Below are 17,675 nucleotides of genomic sequence, written 5' to 3' on the forward strand. Positions count from 1 at the left end.
AGAAGCACCTATCATGGCGTCGACGCAGCCTGCGACGCAGGCCGATCTCGATCTCTGGAGCCAGCCATCGCCTACGAAGAGCCACTCTACGACCCCGACTCTCCGCCCCGGGCCGACGTGACGATCGTCTACGGGGGCCCGGTGGCACCCCACTGGGACATCCGTACGGTCTCTGGCGACCGCTCCGTCGCCGACGCGTTCGCCGCTCGCGTCAACGCACGTCTGATGCTGCTGCCCGCCCACGACCCACAGTTTCGTCGCAACCGGGAACGGGTCAACAAGGACGCCGAACGCGAACACATCCGACTCACGTGGGACCTCGGCTACGACGAGGGCGACGACCGCTGAGCGCCGAAGGGGGAGGCGATGCCATGAGTGGGGAGTCATTGGGGGCGGCCAGCGAATTGGGCCCAGCCCGCTTCAGTAATCGTGAGCTGTCGTGGCTGGACTTCAACTCGCGCGTCCTCGCCCTGGCCGAGGACCCCGACACGCCGCTGCTGGAGCAGGCCAAGTTTCTCGCTATCTTCACGTCCAACGGCGACGAGTTTTTCCAGGTTCGTGTGGCGGGCCTGATGGAGCAGGTGGAATCGGGTGTCACCAGCCGGTCCGACGACGGCCGCACGCCGGCCCAACAGCTGCGTGAGATCTACAAGCGCGCCTCGGAGTCGGCCGACAGGGCAGACGAGGTGTTCCTCTCGGGCCTGGTGCCCGCGCTGGCCGACCGCGGCATCCACTTCATCAAGTGGCGGGAGCTGCCCCCCAGCGACCAGGACTGGCTTCGGGACGTCTTCAACGAGCGCATCTTCCCGGTGCTCACCCCCCTGGCGGTCGATCCCTCCCATCCGTTTCCCTACATCTCCAACCTCTCGCTCAACCTGGGCGTGCGCCTGAGGGATCCGCTGACCGAAGAGGTGCGCTTCGCCCGTCTCAAGGTGCCCCGCCTACTCGACCGGTTCCTGGCGCTGCCCGAAGGCGACCGGTTTGTCCCGCTTGAGCAGGTGATCGCCGCCCATCTGGATCGGCTGTTTCCCGGCATGTCGGTGGTCGACTCCACCATCTTCCGGGTGACAAGAAATACCGACCTCATGTTGGAAGAGGACGAGGCCGATGACCTGCTGGCGGCCGTGCAGTCCGAAGTGCGCCGGCGGCGCTTTGGCGGTGCGGTGCGTCTCGAGGTTGATGACCACGCCTCTGAGGAGATGGTCGAGTTTCTCATCGAGGAGTTGGACCTGGGGCCCGAAAATGTGTTCCGGCGTCGGGTGCCCCTCGACCTGACCGGGCTGTTCACCATCCGCGCCCTCGACCTGCCCGATGCCACCTATCCCGAGTTCAACGGGATCACCCAGCCGCGCCTGGCGTCGGGGCCGGAGACGGTACCTGCCGACTTCTTCGCCACCCTTCGCAAGGGTGACGTGCTCGTGCACCACCCTTACGACAGCTTTTCGAGCAGCGTCGAGGAGTTCATCCGGCAGGCGGCACGCGACCCCGACGTTCAGGCGATCAAGCTGACCCTGTACCGCACGTCCGGTGATTCCCAGATCATCGAGGCGCTGATCCGCGCCGCCGAGCAGGGCAAGGCAGTGGCGGCCCTCGTCGAGCTGAAGGCCCGCTTCGATGAGGAGAACAACATCGTGTGGGCCAAGCGCCTGGAGAAGGTCGGCGTCCACGTCGTCTACGGCATGGTCGGCCTGAAGACCCACACCAAGGTGGCCCTCGTCGTCCGCCAGGAAGGCGATCGGGTGCGTCGTTACTGCCATGTGGGCACCGGCAACTACAACTCGAAGACCGCCCGCATCTACGAGGACTTTGGTCTGCTGACCGCTGACGAAGTGATCGGAGCCGACGCCTCGTCGTTGTTCAACTACCTCACCGGGTACGCACGGGACGTGCAGTACCACCGGCTGCTGGTCGCCCCCCATCACCTGCGTAGCGCGCTGAGCGCTCGCATTCGGGGGGAGATCGAAGCACCGGAGGGCACCGGCCACATCGTGATGAAGATGAACAGCCTGGTCGACGGCGACATGATCGATCAGCTCTACGCCGCCTCCCAGGCCGGGGTTCGCGTCCAGTTGATCGTCCGGGGGATCTGTTGTCTGCGCGCCGGGGTCGAGGGCCTTTCGGAGAACATCGAGGTTCGCTCGATCGTCGGGCGATACCTGGAGCACTCGCGCGTCTACCACTTCGCCAACGGCGACGGGCACGGCCGCAGCGCCACCTACTTCGGTTCGGCCGACCTCATGCCCCGCAACCTGGACCGCAGGGTGGAGGCGGTCACGCCGGTGCTCGATGAGGACCTGAGCGCCCGCATCGCCGACATCCTGGCGATTCAGCTGGCCGACGACACGCTGGCGTGGACCCTCACCGACCGAACCTGGCAGCGGGTCAACCCGCCCGGTTCCGGTCCCGGTGAGGTCGACACCCACGTCGTGTTGGAGGAGGAGGCCAACAAGCGGGCCGCCCTCAACGTGATGTAGTGGACCCGAGTGCCGGCGGCCGGCCCCACACGTGGGATGGGCCGCTCCCCGTGCCCGGCCCGCAGGGCCCGGTGGTGCGCTGGAACGACCCGTTCCCTCGTTTGGCCGTTGCCCATGCGCTGTCGACGGCCGGAGACGCGATCGTCGCCATCGCACTGGCCAACACGTTGTTTTTCCAGGTGGACCCGACCGACGCCCGCGGGCGGGTGCTGTTGTACCTGTTGTTCACCATGGCGCCCTTTGCGCTGGTCGGACCGTTCATCGGCCCGGCGATGGACCGCGTGCCCGGTGGCCACCGATTGGTGATCCTCGCCTCGGCGGTTGGACGAATGGGCCTGGCCCTGGCGATGATCCCCAACGTCGACGGCGGCCTGTTGTTGTTCCCCGAAGCCTTCCTCGTGTTGGTGCTGGGCAAGACCTACCAGGTAGGCAAGGCGGCGCTGGTGCCCAGCGCTGTCAGCAGCGACAGCGAGTTGGTCGAGGCCAACTCCAAGCTCCAACTGCTGTCCGGGCTGGCCGGGGCGGCGGCCGCCATTCCGGCAGGCCTGGCCACGTTGGTGGGGCCCGGCGCTGTGTTGGCGTTGGCCGGCATCGTATTCCTGGCAGCGTCGCTCGCTGCTATCCGGATTCCCGACCCCAGGCGACCGGTCGAGCGAACCGATCCAGACGTGGCCGCCGAGCTCAACAACCTGCCGGTGCAAACCTCGGCGGCGGCGATGTCCTGGCTGCGTTGGGTGGTGGGCTTCGTGACGTTCCTCCTGGCGTTTGGTCTTCGTCGCCCGCCCGATGCCCCGCCGCCGGGCACGGTGGTCGGGAGGGTGGCGGCGGCATCCCGCTCGGAGTACGTCGCGGCGGCAAGCGACGGGCCGTACCCCACCTGGTTCTTCGCGGCGGTGGTCGTCGCTGCGGTCGTCGGAGGGCTGGCCGGCTCTGCCTCCGCCCCTCGGATGAGGGCGCGGGCGAGCGAGGGCACGATCCTGGCCGCCTCGATGGGGGTGATCGTTCTCAGCGCCCTGGCCGCGCTGGTGCTGCCCGGGTTGGCGGGCATGGTGTCGCTGTCATTCGGGGTGGCCGCCGGTGCCAGCGTGGGTAAACAGGCCTTCGATGCGCTGGTTCAAGCGGGGGCGCCCGACGTCGACCGCGGTCGGGTCTTCGCCCGGTTCGAGAGCCAGTTTCAGCTGGTGTGGGTGCTCGGCGCTGCGGTCGCCGTGTTTCTTCGCCTGGGCATCACGGCCGGGTCGGCCTTCGTGCTCGTCGGCGGGGTGGGCGCCATGGTGCTGTACCTGATCGCAGCGTCGAGGGTGGATCCGAGGCTGCGCCCGCCGCCGGCGTTCGCCCGTCCGCTCGGCGGGTTGTTCAGCCAGCGACCTCGTTGAGGCGTCCGGTGGTGACGTCGTAGACGAACCCGGACACGTGGTCCTTGTAGGGGATGAACGGGCTGCTGGCCAGCCGGGCCATGCTCTGAGCCACGTCGGCGTAGGGGTCAACGAACGACTCGAGGGCCCACCACGGCTTGATGCCGAGCTCGGCCTCCAGTTCGGCCTTGAAGGCGTCCTCGGTCACGGTCTGCAGCCCGCAGTCGGTGTGGTGCACCAGGATGACCTCGCGGGTCCCCAGCTTTCGCTGTGACAGGCACAGCGAGCGGATGACGTCGTCGGTGATCACACCGCCTGCATTGCGGATGATGTGGGATTCGCCGTTGGCCAACCCGAGCAGGGCAAAGATGTCCATGCGGGAGTCCATGCACGCAATCACCACGACCCGGCGGGTGGGCTCCACCCCAAGCTCGGGCTCGTGGAAGTTGGCGGCGTACTCGGCGTTGCCGGCCAGAATGTCGCTGTAATTTGGGGTGAAATCGGCGCTCATGTGCGCTCCCGTCGGGTCGTCGGATGGCTCGTCCGGTCGGCGGGAAAACCGCGTCGCCCGATCAGAGACGTGTTGGTCCCTCAGAGGTCCGGAAAGTCCGGAACATCCAAGGAGTCCGAGTCTGGCTCCGGACCGCCATCCGGCTCCACTCCGAGCCGCGCCAACCACAGGCCGGGTGCCTCGAGCTCGTTCGGGGTGGGAATCGCTTCGGGGTCGGTCACCAGACGGGTCAGCACGTCGGCGTCGGCCCGTTCGAGCACGCCCCGCACGAACACACGGCCCCGATCCATGACGTCCTGGGTGAGCTCGAGGCCGAAAAGGCGCTCGACGAAGCGGCTGGCCGGATCGACGCTGACCCGTCGCCGGCGAAGGGCCTCGGCCACGCGGCTGGAGCCGGGCATGAGCCGTTCGGCGACGGTGTCGGTGACCCAGCCCGACCAGCCTTCGAGGGCGGCGACTGCGGCATCGATCCGCGGCCGCAGTGCCTCCTGCTCGGGTGAACGCAGCGAACCGAGCAGGCGTTCCGGGCTGATCGCCAGGTTGTTGGGGTCGAACTGGTTCGGGTCGAAGTCGCTCCCCAGCGGATCGGAGTCGTCCTGGCCGAGCATGGACCTGATGGCGTCGGTGGACAGGTCGGTCGGTGAGGCGTCGACGTAGGCCCCGAGCAGGGCTTCGAGCTGCGGTCCGAAAGCGGCCCGACTCAACGCCGCATGCAGGGCCAGTTCCTGGGTGGTGATCCACAACACCAGGTCGTCGCGCTCCAACTCCCACTCGGTGGCGAAGCTGTCCAGGTTGGACGCGATCAGGTTGACCTCGTCGGTGTGTCGGGGCAGTGGCAGGTCGTAGGAGCCGAAGCTGCGGATCGCCAGCTGACCGACCGTGCCCGACGCCATCATCGTGTACAGCATCGACCCCATGATCGGGCCCATCGCCATGAAGGCGCCGAACATGGCCGGATCCACGCCGTCGGGGAGGTCCTCGGCGCTGGGTGGTCCCTCGGCTGCCGCCTGGTCGAGTTGGCCCTGTGCCAGGGTGCTCAGCGCATTGGACAAACGCCGAAGTAGCGGACCGTGGGCCTTCAGCGTCGTCTCGGCCCATTGGCTGCGGTTGACCGCGCTCACCTCGACTCCGGCGAGGGACAGGCCGGTGATCTCGGTCACGTGCAGCTCGGCCACTCGGGCCAGCGTTTCGATGCGGATGCGCTCGGCCGGGTCGATGTTGGCCTCGGGCTGACCCTCGGTGGCGATCGATGCGGCGAGCTTGGCCAGATGAGCGGTGTCGGGCTCACCGTCCCCTCCGACCGAACCCAGGCTGGAGAGCAGGCTGTTCAACATGGCGTTGAGGTCCATGCCCTCCATGCCCTCCATCCCACCCATACCTCCCATGCCCGGAATCGACCCCATCCCACCCATGGGGCCCATGCCGGGAATCGACCCCATCCCACCGATGGGGCCCGGATCGCCCGTCCCGCCGGGTTCGACCGGTCCACCCGGACGGTCGTCGGGATCATCGGCATCATCGTCGAAGGGGTCGAATGGATCGTTTGAGGCCACGCGGGCATGGTAGGCGCCATGGAGCCAAATTCCGAGGCGTCGCCGTCCGGATCCTCGCATCGCCACGGACCGGGTGCCGCGTCGGATCGGGTGGTCCTCGTTGGCGGGGACTGTCCGTTGGGCATCGCCCTGCTCGACGCGTGGGAGGCGGCCGGGATCGCCGCCACCGTGATCGGCCGCGTTCTCGACGGCGCCCCGACGACGCTCGCTGATCACCCGGTGATCCACGTCGGCCGCCACGGCGCCGTCGCCGCAGCGCTGGCCGGCGCAGACGAGTTGGTGATCCTGGCCGCCTCCGGCGTCCGCGACGTGGATGGCTCGGGTATCGGGTTGGTTGACGAGGGGCTGGTCGCCGCGGTGTTGCGTTCCGCCGCCGAGCGGCCTCCGGCGCATGTCACCGTCGTGTCGAGCGCCCTCGGCTACGACCGGCGGCGCCGCAGCGTTCCGTCGGCGCGCAGTACCGAAGTCGATCCGTTCGGGTTGCCGTTGGCGCTTCGACACCTGCCCGCTGCGCTCGCCGGTCGCGTGAGGGCCGAACGGTCGGCGACGTCGTGGGGTGATCGCCATCGCGTGCCGGTCGCCGCCCTGCGGCCGGTGCTGTGCGCGTCGCTCTCGGCGCGCGGCTGGTACGACCGATCCGGCTGGCGGGTTCGCCGGGTGCGCCCATCGCCATGGCCCACCGTGCAATACGTGCACGTCAGGGACGTCGTAGCCGCCGTGGAAACCGTGCGTGAGGGCCGTCGCCGGGGCACCTACAACGTCGCCCCCGACGATCTGCTCGACGGGCCGACGATCGCCGAGCTGGCCGACCGACACGTCGGCATCGGCGCCCCGAGCTGGGTGCTGGTCGCCCTCGACCAGATTCGCTGGTCGACCTGGTGGTCGCCGACCCCGCCCTCCCTGGTCCAAGTGGTGAGCAGCGATCTTGCAGTCGACGCGTCTGGACTCAAGGCGTTGGGTTGGTCGGCATCCCACTCGAGCGCCGAAGCGTTTCTCGTCGCTCATGCTCCAGCCTGGTGGCCCTCGCTGAGCGCTCGGCGTCGCCAGGACCTCGTGTTGGGTGGAAGCGCAACGATCCTGGTGGCCATCGTCGGCGGTGTGGGCTGGGCGGTGACCAGTCGTTGGCGGCGCCGGGTTCGCCGTCCTACTCCAGCTTCACCGCAACGGTGATCGCCCTGCCCGAACGCTGGCAGCGCACCTTGACGGTGTCGCCCTCGAGGTAGAACGCCGCCACCGCCTGGGCCTCGTCGCCGCTGACGACCGGATGGCCACCGACGGCGACCACCTGATCCCGTTCCCGAAGGGTGCCGTCACCCCAGGCCTTGGCCACCGTCGGGTGGTCACCGTCGTCGGAGAGCTGGGCCGGCAGGTCACCCGCCGGGAGCGGTTGAGGGCGCAGGCGAGCGCCGAGGGACCGAAGCACCGGCCAGGGCACTGCCATCGTCCGATCGTCGCTGGTCCTCGTCGTCAGGCCCAGGAGGCGTCCTCGGTCGGTCAGCTCCGTCCCAGGAGGCACGTTGCGCTGGCCGAGGTCGGCCACCAGTATCCGACCCCAGTCGCTGGGCACCCACTCGGACGTGAGTCCGTTCATGTCGGGGGTGCCCGTCGGCAGTGCCCAATCGCCGGATTCCCTGGCCTGGCCCGTGGCGGCCAGGGTCGTCGGCCCCACGGTGGCGGCGCCGTCGGGGTCATCGGCGGCGTCGACCTGGTAGGCCGCCAGCGCCAGCCGCCGGTCGGCCGATCGCAGCGTGACCGGTGCCCGCCGTCCATCGGCGATCAGCGTCGCCTGCTCGGGCGGATCGTCCATGGCGACGATGGCCACTCCGGCGGCGTCGACCATGACGCCGGTCGCCCGACGAGAACCGGCGACGATCGACGGCTGCGATTCGGCGGCGGTTTCGCCACCGAGGGTGGGGGTTGGCCCGTCGTCGGCGTCGGCGGTGCCGCCGGAGGCCAATGCGATCAGGCCGCCGACCGAGGCGATCACCGCTGCGACGCCGGCGGCGATCACGGCCGAGGTCGGGATGCGGCTGACCCGGGGGCTGGTGGCGCCCTGGCGGGCACTGCCCGGGGTTGGAGCCGGTGTGGGCTGGAGGCCGGCGGTTCGTTCGGCAGCTCGCATGCGGGCCAGTTCGCTCGGGTGACGCCACAGCCGATCGTCGGGGTGAACCGGGACCTCTCCGGTCCCATCCGCCTTCCCTCCGGGCGCGGCGGAGGCGGAGCCTGGCTCGCCGCCCGAGCTGTGGTCGGTTCCGGGCGGAGTCTCCTCAGGCTCGTCCGGTGGGATCCCGCTGGGCATCCGGCCACGATATCGACGCACTGCCGGCGAGGGGCCGCGGGCGTGGACCGTCGGGCGAACCGGCTCGGCGACTGCCGAACGGTCTGGGAGGGCCGGCAGTAGGATGGCCCGGGTGAGACGCAGCGAGGACACATGGCTCGATCTCCTCGACGAGCAATTGCCCATCGAGGAGGTTCGACGTTGGGCCATCCGCGACGATTGCGGAGCTGTTGTCGTGTTTTGTGGGACCACTCGGGATCACGCCGGTGACCTCACCGGCGTGACCGCACTTCACTATGAGGCCTACGAGGCCCACGTGGTTCCCCGCCTGGAAGCGCTGGTGGCCGAGACCCGCAGCGCGTGGCCGGCCATCGTTGCGGTGGCGGCGCTGCACCGGACCGGCAAGGTTGCGTTGGGCGAGGAGGCCGTGGTGGTGGCAGTCTCGTCGCCCCACCGTGCCGAGGCATTCGCCGCTGCGGCCCATCTCATCGACCGGTTGAAGGCGACGGTGCCCATCTGGAAGCAAGAGGTGTCAACTGCGGGTCGGCGATGGAGCCCGATCGCAGCACAGATCGAGGAAGCCCCGATGACGATGGTCAGCCACCCCGGCACACAGCAACCCACCGATGCGGGGCCGTACCGATGAGCCCTGCATTGTTTCTCGTCATCGGTTTGGTGCTCAGCGTGATCGGATCGCTGGTCGCCTGGTTGTTCCTCCGAGACCGGCCGGCCTCCACCGATGCGATGGCCGACTTTCGTCGCACGATGTCGGCGCTCGACCCCAACGGCCCCAAACAACCACGCGATCGCAACGGGTCGAAAGGTTCCTCACGGAAGCGCTGAACGGCCCGATGACCGCCTCGTCCTGAGGCGGTTGTGGTGCATACGTGCCTCACCGGCGCGTCATGGGGCACGATAGAGCCCTCGGAAACATGAGTCCTCGGTGACGAGGCCTGAACACTTCGGGCAACCCCGACCCATCCCACCGGCCGAACGCCGACTTGAGAGGACAACCCACTGGCACGCGACCTGGCCATCGACCTCGGTACCGCCAACACCTTGGTGTACGCGCGGGGTGAGGGGATTGTCCTCAACGAGCCTTCGGTGATCGCCATCAACAGCCGCACCAAGGACGTGTTGGCGATGGGGCGCGAGGCCTGGCACATGATCGGGCGTACCCCTGCTCACATCGTTGCGGTTAGGCCCCTGCGCAAGGGCGCGATCACCGACTTCGAGGTGACCCAGGAGATGATCCGTCTGCTGTTGAAGCGGGTCGGTGTCTCTCGGTTCAATCGACCGCGCGTGGTGATCTGCGTGCCGTCGGCGATCACCCCGGTCGAGCGCCGCGCGGTCATCGATGCCACCAGGCGGGCGGGAGCGGCCGACGCCCAACTGATCGAGCAGCCGATGGCTGCTGCGATCGGTGCCGGGCTACCCATCAACGAGCCGATCGCCAACATGGTGGTCGACATCGGCGGAGGTACCTCGGAGACAGCGCTCATCTCGATGGGCGGCATCGTGGCGATTCAGGCGGTGCGGGTCGGGTCCTTCGACCTCGACGCCGCCCTGATCACCTGGATCCGTCGCGAGTACGGCATTGCGGTGGGCGAGCAGACGGCGGAGGAGATCAAGATCACGATCGGCTCGGCCTATCCCACCGAGGAGGAATTCCAGGCGGAGGTGCGGGGTCGGGAGCTGATGTCCGGCCTGCCCAAGACCGTGCTGATCAGCCCGGAAGAGGTGCGCGACGCGCTGGCCGAACCGGTCGGTGCCATGGTGGATTCGGTGATCACCTGCCTGGGGCAGGCGCCGCCGGAGCTTGCCCAGGACTTGATCACCCAAGGCCTGTACCTGGTGGGCGGTGGATCGATGCTGCGAGGCCTCGACCGTCGGTTGGCGCTGGAGACCGAGGTGCCGGTTCGTCAGGTGGCCGAGCCGCTGGAAACCGTCGTGCTGGGAGCCGGCCGGGTCATCGAAAGCTACGAGGCGCTGCAGGCGATGTTCGGACGCGGGGGGGTTGGGCGGGTCATTTCGGGTGGGGGGGGGGGGGGGGGTTTGGGGGGCCGGGGGGGGGGGCGGGGGGGGGGGGGGGTGGGGGGGGGGGGGGGGGGGTGGGCGCCCGGTGAGGGGTTTGAGCCGGGTCGTTTCGGTACGGCGGGCGTCGGAGGTTCATGGACGCCTGGCGGGGAGTTTGAGCCGGGTCGATCCTTCATGGTGATCGGGCGCTGAAGTAGGGTTCGCCCCACTGTTCCGGGGGAAGGGGAAGGGGGACGCTATGCCGCAGTTGGAAGCGAAGGATGTAACGCTGCGCTTCGGCGGTGTGGTCGCGCTCGATTCGCTGTCCTTTACCGCTGCGCCCGATTCGATCACGGCGTTGATCGGGCCGAACGGAGCCGGCAAAACCACCTTGTTCAACGTGGTGACCCGCCTCTATGAACCAAATTTAGGGTCGGTGCTGCTCGATGGGCAGGAGCTGCTGACGACCAAAGCTCACGACATCGCTCAGCTGGGCATCGCCCGAACCTTCCAGAACTTGGCGTTGGTACCGGGACTGACCGTGCTCGACAACGTGATGATCGGCGAACATTCCAGCACGACCGGCGGGTTTTTGATTTCGTTGGCAGGCCTGCAGTTTCTCGGTCGTGAACAGGCGGCCCGCCGGCGGGGCATGGAGCTGCTCGACCGCCTGGGGCTTGCCCAGTACGCGAAGTCGCCCGCAGCCGGGTTGCCCTTCGGCACCCTCAAGCGGATCGAGCTGGCCCGGGCATTGGCATCGAACCCCACCACGTTGCTGCTCGACGAGCCGGCGTCGGGCCTCACCCACTCCGAGGTGGACGAGTTGGGCGGCCTGATCCGATCGATCCGCGATGAGTTCAAGCTGACCGTGCTGCTCGTCGAGCACCACATGGGCATGGTGATGGAGATTTCGGATCGGGTGGTCGTGATGGAGTTCGGAAGGAAGATCGCCGAGGGCGACCCGGCGACGGTTCGGGCGGATCCGGTGGTCATCGAGGCCTACCTGGGGGCGTCGTGACCGATCCGCTGCTCGAAGTTCGTGACCTGACGGCCGCCTATGGGCCGGTGCAGGTGCTGTTCGGCCTGGATCTGGTGGTCAACCCGGGCGAGTTCGTCGTCATGCTCGGCGCCAACGGTGCCGGCAAGACGACCACGCTGCGGGCGTTGTCCGGCCTGGTTTCGGCCCACGGCACGATGAACTTCGACGGCTCATCGATCCTCGGCGACCGCGCCGATCAGGTGGCCAAGCTGGGCATCGCCCACGTGCCCCAAGGCCGGGGCACGCTGTCGGAGCTGACCGTCGAGGAGAACCTGGCCGTCGGGGCCTACCGGCGATCCGACAATGAGATCGACGACGATGTCGCCCGCTGGTTCGACACGTTTCCCCGCCTGGCAGAGCGCCGTCAGCAAACAGCCGGCTCGATGTCGGGCGGCGAGCAGCAGATGCTGGCGATCGCCCGGGCGATGATGTCTCGGCCCAGGCTGATCCTGTTGGATGAGCCCTCGCTGGGCCTGGCCCCTCTCATCACCAAGGAGGTGTTCGAGCGGCTCAGCGCCATCAACAAGGCCGAGGGCCTGGCGGTGCTGCTGGTCGAGCAGAACGCCAACCTGGCGCTCGAGGTGGCCGATCGGGCCTACGTGCTCGAGGCGGGGAAGATCACCGATCAGGGCACCGCTGCCCACCTCATGGCCAGCGAATCGGTCCAACGGGCCTACCTCGGAGTATAAGAACGATGAACCTGTTGTGTCCCACCGTTCCTCAGCTCGTGGCGGGAGTGTAGAGAACTCATGCACCTCCTCCTCGCGTTCGACACCGAGTTCTTCCTCCAGCGCGTCTTCGCCGGCCTCGAGTCGGGCGCGGTCTACGCCATGTTGGGCCTCGGCCTGGTCATCATCTACCGCAGCTCAGGTCTGCTGAACTTTGCCCAGGGCGAGATGGCCATGTTCAGCACGTACCTGGTGTGGGCGCTGGTGGGCAAGGACAATGGCGGCGGGCTCAACGTGTGGCTGGCCTTGGTGATCGCGATGGTGATCGCCTTCGTCGGTGCGGCGGCGATTCAGGCCCTGGTCATTCGCCCGCTTGGCGACCCCCACCTCAACCCGTTGGCGGTGGTGATCGTCACGATCGGGTTGTATTTGGCGATGCACGAGTTGCCGGCGCTTTTCTGGGACTCGGCCAACCACCGCCTGACCCCCCTGTTCGGCACCGGTTCGATCGACATCGCCGGCACTGCGCTGACCTATCGGGCGATCGGCGCGGTCGCGCTGCTGCTGATCCAGGCGGCGGCGTTCTGGGCGCTGCTGCGCTACACCAAGTTGGGTCTGGCGCTGCGGGCGGTGTCGACCAATGCCGAGTCGGCCAGCCTCAGCGGGATCCCCGTGCAACGCACGCTGATGTTCGGCTGGGGATTGGCCGTCAGCATCGGCGTGGTCGCCGGTGTCACGACGGTAGGGACAGCGATCTTCGACCCCAACTTCATGCTGGTCGTCATTATCTATGCCTTTGCGGGCGTCACCTTGGGCGGGTTCGACAGCCCGCTCGGCGCCGTGGTCGGTGGCCTGATCGTGGGCCTGATCACCGAAACCCTGCCGTACTACGTCGATGCCATCGGCGGTGAGTTCCAGCTGATGCCGGCATTCGTTCTCATCCTGGTCGTGCTGCTCGTGCGGCCCCAGGGATTGTTCGGCCGCAAGGAGGTGATCCGGGTATGAACGACTCCGATCCGATCACCGCCGCCGGAGCCCCGAAGGCCGCCGCCTCGTCCGGTTCACGCCCGGCGTCGGACGCAGCAGACCTCGACCGGCTGTTGGCGCCCGATCGCCGCAGCCAGCTGATCAAGGGCATCGTCGCCCTGGTGCTGGCGATCATCGTGTTGTCGCTGCCCTTCCAATACGCCGACTTCCAGCTCGACCGCTTCGCCAAGGTGATCGCGTTTGCGATCGCCGCCATGGGTCTCAACCTGTTGACCGGGTTCACCGGCCAGGTGTCGGTCGGCCACGCCGCGTTCTTCGGCGTCGGGGCCTACACCTCGGCCATCCTGGTCAACGACCACGGGTGGCCGCTGCTGGGGTCGGTCGTGATCGCCGGGCTGGCGGCACTCGTCGTCGGCGTCGTCGTCGGCCTGCCGGCGCTGCGCATTCGTGGCCTGTACCTCGCACTGGTCACGCTGTCGCTGGCCATGTTGTTCCCTCAGGTGGTGAAACGCCTTGCCTGGCTCACCGGGGGTTCGGAAGGCAAGCCGCTGCGTACCGGGGTCGACGTGGGCAACGGCGTGATCAAACTTCGCACCGTGCGCTTCGACGCGCCGTTCGGCAATCTGTCCTCCTCACAGTGGACCTTCTACGTCTACCTGGCGATTGGCGCCCTGGTGTTCCTCGTCTCGTCCAACCTGATCCGGTCGCGGATCGGGCGGGCGATGGTCGCCGTGCGCGACAACGAGATCGCCGCCACGTCCAACGGCATCAACCTGGCCTGGATCAAGGTGGTCACCTTCGGCCTGTCCGCTCTGCTGGCCGGGGTGGGCGGGGCAATGTACGCCCTGAACGAGGGCAACATCGTGCCGGACAAGTTCGGCGTCGAAGACTCGATCTACCTGCTGGTCGCCGTCGTCATCGGCGGCGCCGCCAGCCTGTGGGGCCCCGCGATCGGGGCGATCGCCATCGTGTTCCTGGCCGATCTGGTCCCCGAGAACCTGCAACCGGTCAGCCGTTTGATCCAGGGGGCGCTGCTGATCGCCCTGATCATCGCAGCGCCGGGTGGGATCACGGGGCTGGCCAAGCGGGCACGGGCTGCGGTGCAACGTCGGCTGAAGTCGTTGCGATCGTCGGCCTCCGACTCGTCGGAACCGACAACACCACCACCTGAGGAGCCGCTGAACACCCAGCGGTCCTCGCCAGAGATTTCCACCGAGGAGGAAACAGAATGACCAAACCACGTAACTGGCGACGTTCCCGGCTGCTGGCCGGCGCGTTGAGCCTCACGATGATCGCCGCAGCCTGCGGCGGACGCGACGATGGCGATAGCGCCAGCGATACCACCAGCGGCAGCGGCGGGGAGGAGGCCGCAGGGGGTGACTCGATCATCGACACCTCGATCTGCGCTGATTACCAGGCCACCGAAGGGGTCACCGACGACACGATCAAGCTGGGCACCTCGATGCCCCAGTCCGGCCCGTATGCCGTATTTGGCGGCATCCTCAACGGTCTCAAGGCCTACTACGACTACCAAAACTCCCAGGGTGGCATCGACGGCCGCAAGATCGAGCTGATCGCCTACGACGACGAGTACAAGCCGGACCGCACCTCCGACAACGTCAAGAAGCTGGTCGAGGAGGACAAGGTCTTCGCGCTGGTGTCGGTGCTCGGCACCCAGAACAACCTGGCAGTGCGGGACTACCTGGACGAGAACTGCGTGCCCAACCTGGGCGTCGCCACCGGCTCCCCGCAGTGGGGCGAAGCGGTGCAGTACCCGTGGCTGCAGGGTGGCATTCCCTCCTACGCGCTGGAGATGAAGCGGCTGGTCGACTACCTGGAAGAGGTGGAGCCCGACGCCAAGATCGCTCTGCTGCGCCAGAACGACGACTTCGGGGACGCCTACGAGAACTCCTTGGAGCTGTTGACCAAGGACAACGACATGGAGCTCGTCGCCACAGAGACCTACGACGCCCAGGCGTCGACGGACACCAAGGCTCAGGTGGACAAGCTGGCCCAGAGTGACGCCACCGTGTTCGTCAACGGCGCCTCCGGCTCGCAGTGCCCCAACACGCTGAAGTTCGTCCCCGACAACTGGGACGTGCTCACCTACGTGGGGATCACCTGCAACTCCAAGCTGGCCCTGTCGCTGGCAGGCGGCAAGGAAGAGGGCATCATCTCCACCCAGGCCACCCTCGACCCATCCAACACCGAGGACCAGAAGGACCCGGCGATGCAGGAGTTCCTCACCGAATCTGTGAAGCACGGCCTGACCGCGGACGAAGCCCAGCTGGGCGTTGCCGCTCTCGGCTGGAGCTTCGGCGCCATGACGACCGAATTGCTTGAGAAGTCCCCGGAGCTCACCCGTGAAGATGTGATGAAGACCGCCTGGTCGATGGACTCCGACGCGGTCGGGCTGATGTTGCCCAACTCGGGCCTCGTCACCGATGGCGGCAATGACCCGTGGCTGCTCGAGTCGCTGCGGATCGTGAAGCGCACCGACGGCCAGTGGGTCGAGGCGTCCCCGCTGAAGGACTACAACGGCGAGTCCAACGACTTCGTCGGCGGCTAGATCCCGCCTGGATCGTCGACCCCTGGATGCGGCTCCGCCGGTGGCGGAGCCGCATCCAGCAGGTCTTCGGCCCCCTGACGAACCTGCCAATCCCGGTCCTTGAGGGCTGCGACGAGGCGCCGTTCGACCTCCGGCCCCTCAAACGCTGCGAGCGCCAGCACCGCCCGACGTCTGACCGTCGCCACGTCGTCGTTGGCGGCGAGGACCGCGTCGGCCCCGGATGGATGTCCGATCGAACCCAACGCCGCCACAGCGGCCTCCCGAACCAGCTTGTCGGGGTGTTGCCCAGCGGCATCGGCCAGAGCGTCGACCGTGGCGCGAATCGACGGTGCGGCGGGGTCGCCTTCACCCAGCGCAGCCGCAGCGGCCTCGGCCACCAGGTGGTCGTCGCCGGCCAAGGCCTCCCGCAGCGCCTCGCTCAGCGCCTCGTCGCCGACAGCGGGATGGGCAGCGGCCAACCGTAACGAGCACAGCCGAACCCGCTGGTCGTCGTCGCTCAGCCCTTCGATCAGGTCGGCCGAGCCGAGCCTGTCGTGTCGACCCAATGCCAGTAACCGGGCGCTGCGCACCACGCCGGTGGGGTGCGTCGACGCGACGGGGGGATCGCCGAGGCCGTCCCAGCGCAACAGCTCGGCCCGCTGGGTATCGGCGTTTCGGCCGCCGCTCACCCGATGGTGCGGTCGGCGAACAGGCCGATCGTGAAGCCGATGACGCCGGCGACCACGGCCATCGCTGCCGCCAAACACGCAATCATCACGACGAGCAGTACTGCAGAGCGAACCCGGGAGCCCCATCCGTCCCCTCGACGCCGACCGGTCCAGAGTCCAAAGACTTCTCTCAGGGGCGGGACGGGGATGAAGCGCAACGTGGCTGCACCCGATCCCGAATCGGTGAGAGGCTTAGGCTTCACCCCGAACAGCAGGTAGCCCGCGACGAGTGCGGTCACCGCCACGGTTGCGAGCCCAACGATCAACATGAACATGACAGGCCCCAGCGTACCGCCCCCAGAGGGTGACCCCGGCGACGGTTCGCCGACCGTGGTCGAACCAGCCGATGCCGACGTGCAGCCCCGCCAAGGTCGGCGTGTGCCCCGCTGGGTGGGATGGGTTGTCGGCGTGGTGGTGCTGATGGTGATCGGTGGGGCGATCGGCGCCAGCGCTGCGATCCGGACCGACCAGGTGCTCTTCGAGCCCGGAAGCGTCCGCGGAACGGCCGGGCTGGTGGAGGTGTCCGGAACGAAGAGCTACCCGATGAAGGGCGATGTGCTCTTCGCCACCGTGTCGGTCCGCCAAGCGACGCTGTTCGATCGTGTGTTTCGGCGTCCCCTCGACGACACCCTGCGCTTCACCCCGATCGATGAGGTCTACCCGGACGGCGACAAGGCCGCTGTCGACGCAGCCAACGAATCGGCGATGGACGATTCCAAGACGGTCGCCAGCGTCGTGGCCCTGCAGCACCTCGGCCGCAAGGTGACCTTTACCGGCGACGGCGTTGCGATTGTCGAGGTGGCGCCCGAAATGCCGGCCGACGGCCTGTTGAAAGCCGGTGACCTGCTGGTCGGCGCCGATGGCCAGCGCTTGGAACTTACCGACGACCTGCACCGGATCCTCGAGGGAAAGAAGCCGGGCGATTCGGTGAAGCTCAGCGTGGTGCGCGGCGGCGCTCCGTCAAGCACCAGTCCCCACGGCGAGGATGGCAAGAAAACCGGTGGCAAGGACGACGGCAAGGACGACGGTGCTGACACCGACCCGCCCGCCGAGCAGTCGGCCGACGAGGAATCGGTGATCGTCCCGTTGGTCGCCGCCGACGATGGTCGTCCGGTGATGGGCGTGCAGGTGGCCGACTACAACCTCGATGTCGAGTTGCCGATCGACATCTCCTTCGACTCCGGCGAGGTCACCGGGCCGTCGGCCGGTCTCGCATGGACGCTGGCGATCGTCGACGAGCTGACCCCCGACGACCTGACGATGGGCCAGCGGGTGGCCGCCACCGGCACGATTGGGCCGGACGGTGCGGTGGGCCCCATCGGTGGCTTGCCCCAGAAGACCGCCGCGGTTCGACGGGCTGGGGCAGAGCTGTTCTTGGTCCCCGAGGGCCTGCCGAAGGAGGACCTCGTCCAGGCGAAGCAGATCGCCGGAGACGAGGTCGACCTGGTCGAGGTGGCCACCCTCGACGAGGCCATCGACGAAATCGAGGAGTTCGTCGGCGCCTGAGCCTTGAGGGCA

17 protein-coding genes and 1 pseudogene are annotated in these 17,675 nt (G+C 67.9%); 13 read left to right on the top strand and 5 right to left on the bottom strand.

Features of this window, described 5'->3' with window-relative positions:
* Positions 1-66 precede the first annotated feature (66 nt).
* The 3 genes from IPN02_11395 to IPN02_11405 are packed head-to-tail and all read left to right on the top strand — an operon-like array spanning position 67 to position 3,850.
* Positions 67-348: a hypothetical protein gene (locus IPN02_11395; protein MBK9297414.1), complete on the top strand. Its 282-nt coding sequence runs from the start codon at positions 67-69 to the stop codon at positions 346-348.
* Positions 349-371: 23 nt separating this feature from the next.
* Positions 372-2,474: a polyphosphate kinase 1 gene (ppk1, locus tag IPN02_11400; GenBank protein ID MBK9297415.1), complete on the top strand. Its 2,103-nt coding sequence runs from the start codon at positions 372-374 to the stop codon at positions 2,472-2,474.
* The gene (locus IPN02_11405; protein ID MBK9297416.1) at positions 2,474-3,850 is read left to right on the top strand and encodes a hypothetical protein; all 1,377 of its coding nucleotides are present in this window, start codon (positions 2,474-2,476) and stop codon (positions 3,848-3,850) included. Before ppk1 ends, IPN02_11405 begins: the two co-directional genes overlap by 1 nt.
* Here IPN02_11405 and IPN02_11410 read toward each other — a convergent pair.
* Together IPN02_11410 and IPN02_11415 are read right to left on the bottom strand one after the other, a co-directional pair.
* On the bottom strand, positions 3,831-4,340 hold the full coding sequence (locus IPN02_11410; protein ID MBK9297417.1) for a carbonic anhydrase: 510 nt from the start codon (positions 4,338-4,340) through the stop codon (positions 3,831-3,833). The two genes, IPN02_11405 and IPN02_11410, sit on opposite strands and share 20 nt — an antisense overlap.
* 80 nt (positions 4,341-4,420) lie before the next feature.
* The gene (locus IPN02_11415; GenBank protein MBK9297418.1) at positions 4,421-5,893 is read right to left on the bottom strand and encodes a zinc-dependent metalloprotease; all 1,473 of its coding nucleotides are present in this window, start codon (positions 5,891-5,893) and stop codon (positions 4,421-4,423) included.
* 18 nt (positions 5,894-5,911) lie between these two features.
* Between IPN02_11415 and IPN02_11420 the strand changes: the two genes are divergently transcribed.
* Positions 5,912-7,063, top strand: a complete 1,152-nt coding sequence (locus IPN02_11420) for an NAD(P)-dependent oxidoreductase (protein MBK9297419.1) — start codon at positions 5,912-5,914, stop codon at positions 7,061-7,063.
* Here the strand turns inward: IPN02_11420 and IPN02_11425 are convergent.
* Positions 7,038-8,192: a hypothetical protein gene (locus IPN02_11425; GenBank protein MBK9297420.1), complete on the bottom strand. Its 1,155-nt coding sequence runs from the start codon at positions 8,190-8,192 to the stop codon at positions 7,038-7,040. The genes IPN02_11420 and IPN02_11425 overlap by 26 nt on opposite strands.
* Positions 8,193-8,304: 112 nt before the next feature.
* Here IPN02_11425 and IPN02_11430 point away from each other — a divergent pair, with 112 nt between their 5' ends.
* The 8 genes and pseudogenes from IPN02_11430 (at position 8,305) to IPN02_11465 (ending at position 15,450) form a co-directional block, all read left to right on the top strand.
* Positions 8,305-8,817, top strand: coding sequence for a molybdenum cofactor biosynthesis protein MoaE (locus IPN02_11430; GenBank protein ID MBK9297421.1), 513 nt, complete (start codon positions 8,305-8,307; stop codon positions 8,815-8,817).
* Complete coding sequence (locus IPN02_11435) at positions 8,814-9,014, top strand: hypothetical protein (GenBank protein MBK9297422.1); 201 nt, start codon at positions 8,814-8,816, stop codon at positions 9,012-9,014. The genes IPN02_11430 and IPN02_11435 overlap by 4 nt, the downstream gene beginning before the upstream one ends.
* A gap of 174 nt (positions 9,015-9,188) precedes the next feature.
* Positions 9,189-10,172 (top strand): annotated as a pseudogene (locus tag IPN02_11440) (rod shape-determining protein).
* 274 nt (positions 10,173-10,446) lie between these two features.
* Positions 10,447-11,205: an ABC transporter ATP-binding protein gene (locus IPN02_11445; protein ID MBK9297423.1), complete on the top strand. Its 759-nt coding sequence runs from the start codon at positions 10,447-10,449 to the stop codon at positions 11,203-11,205.
* Entirely contained in the window at positions 11,202-11,915 is a 714-nt protein-coding gene (locus tag IPN02_11450; protein MBK9297424.1) for an ABC transporter ATP-binding protein, read from the top strand. Before IPN02_11445 ends, IPN02_11450 begins: the two co-directional genes overlap by 4 nt.
* Positions 11,916-11,975: 60 nt before the next feature.
* A complete protein-coding gene (locus tag IPN02_11455; GenBank protein ID MBK9297425.1) occupies positions 11,976-12,899 on the top strand; it encodes a branched-chain amino acid ABC transporter permease in 924 nt (307 codons plus the stop codon).
* Positions 12,896-14,113, top strand: a complete 1,218-nt coding sequence (locus IPN02_11460) for a branched-chain amino acid ABC transporter permease (GenBank protein MBK9297426.1) — start codon at positions 12,896-12,898, stop codon at positions 14,111-14,113. The genes IPN02_11455 and IPN02_11460 overlap by 4 nt, the downstream gene beginning before the upstream one ends.
* Positions 14,110-15,450: an ABC transporter substrate-binding protein gene (locus IPN02_11465; GenBank protein ID MBK9297427.1), complete on the top strand. Its 1,341-nt coding sequence runs from the start codon at positions 14,110-14,112 to the stop codon at positions 15,448-15,450. Before IPN02_11460 ends, IPN02_11465 begins: the two co-directional genes overlap by 4 nt.
* On the opposite strand, the gene IPN02_11470 is transcribed toward IPN02_11465, so the two are convergent.
* Together IPN02_11470 and IPN02_11475 are read right to left on the bottom strand one after the other, a co-directional pair.
* A complete protein-coding gene (locus IPN02_11470; protein ID MBK9297428.1) occupies positions 15,447-16,118 on the bottom strand; it encodes a HEAT repeat domain-containing protein in 672 nt (223 codons plus the stop codon). The two genes, IPN02_11465 and IPN02_11470, sit on opposite strands and share 4 nt — an antisense overlap.
* The gene (locus IPN02_11475; GenBank protein MBK9297429.1) at positions 16,115-16,432 is read right to left on the bottom strand and encodes a hypothetical protein; all 318 of its coding nucleotides are present in this window, start codon (positions 16,430-16,432) and stop codon (positions 16,115-16,117) included. Before IPN02_11475 ends, IPN02_11470 begins: the two co-directional genes overlap by 4 nt.
* On the opposite strand from IPN02_11475, the gene IPN02_11480 reads away from it, so the two are divergent.
* Positions 16,431-17,663 carry a PDZ domain-containing protein gene (locus IPN02_11480; GenBank protein ID MBK9297430.1) on the top strand — a complete coding sequence of 411 codons (1,233 nt, stop codon included), beginning with the start codon at positions 16,431-16,433 and terminating at the stop codon, positions 17,661-17,663. The two genes, IPN02_11475 and IPN02_11480, sit on opposite strands and share 2 nt — an antisense overlap.
* Positions 17,664-17,675 lie beyond the last annotated feature (12 nt).

Source organism: Candidatus Microthrix subdominans, from assembly GCA_016719385.1.
Taxonomy (GTDB): Bacteria; Actinomycetota; Acidimicrobiia; order Acidimicrobiales; family Microtrichaceae; genus Microthrix; species Microthrix subdominans.

What these genes read in the sequence shown, in the direction of transcription:
- ppk1 (MBK9297415.1), top strand. Translation starts at nt 372, where the DNA reads ATGAGTGGGGAGTCATTGGGGGCGGCCAGCGAATTGGGCCCAGCCCGC.
- IPN02_11410 (MBK9297417.1), bottom strand. Translation starts at nt 4,340, where the DNA reads ATGAGCGCCGATTTCACCCCAAATTACAGCGACATTCTGGCCGGCAAC.
- IPN02_11420 (MBK9297419.1), top strand. Translation starts at nt 5,912, where the DNA reads ATGGAGCCAAATTCCGAGGCGTCGCCGTCCGGATCCTCGCATCGCCAC.
- IPN02_11425 (MBK9297420.1), bottom strand. Translation starts at nt 8,192, where the DNA reads ATGCCCAGCGGGATCCCACCGGACGAGCCTGAGGAGACTCCGCCCGGA.
- IPN02_11435 (MBK9297422.1), top strand. Translation starts at nt 8,814, where the DNA reads ATGAGCCCTGCATTGTTTCTCGTCATCGGTTTGGTGCTCAGCGTGATC.
- IPN02_11445 (MBK9297423.1), top strand. Translation starts at nt 10,447, where the DNA reads ATGCCGCAGTTGGAAGCGAAGGATGTAACGCTGCGCTTCGGCGGTGTG.
- IPN02_11455 (MBK9297425.1), top strand. Translation starts at nt 11,976, where the DNA reads ATGCACCTCCTCCTCGCGTTCGACACCGAGTTCTTCCTCCAGCGCGTC.
- IPN02_11460 (MBK9297426.1), top strand. Translation starts at nt 12,896, where the DNA reads ATGAACGACTCCGATCCGATCACCGCCGCCGGAGCCCCGAAGGCCGCC.
- IPN02_11465 (MBK9297427.1), top strand. Translation starts at nt 14,110, where the DNA reads ATGACCAAACCACGTAACTGGCGACGTTCCCGGCTGCTGGCCGGCGCG.
- IPN02_11480 (MBK9297430.1), top strand. Translation starts at nt 16,431, where the DNA reads ATGACAGGCCCCAGCGTACCGCCCCCAGAGGGTGACCCCGGCGACGGT.
- IPN02_11475 (MBK9297429.1), bottom strand. Translation starts at nt 16,432, where the DNA reads ATGTTCATGTTGATCGTTGGGCTCGCAACCGTGGCGGTGACCGCACTC.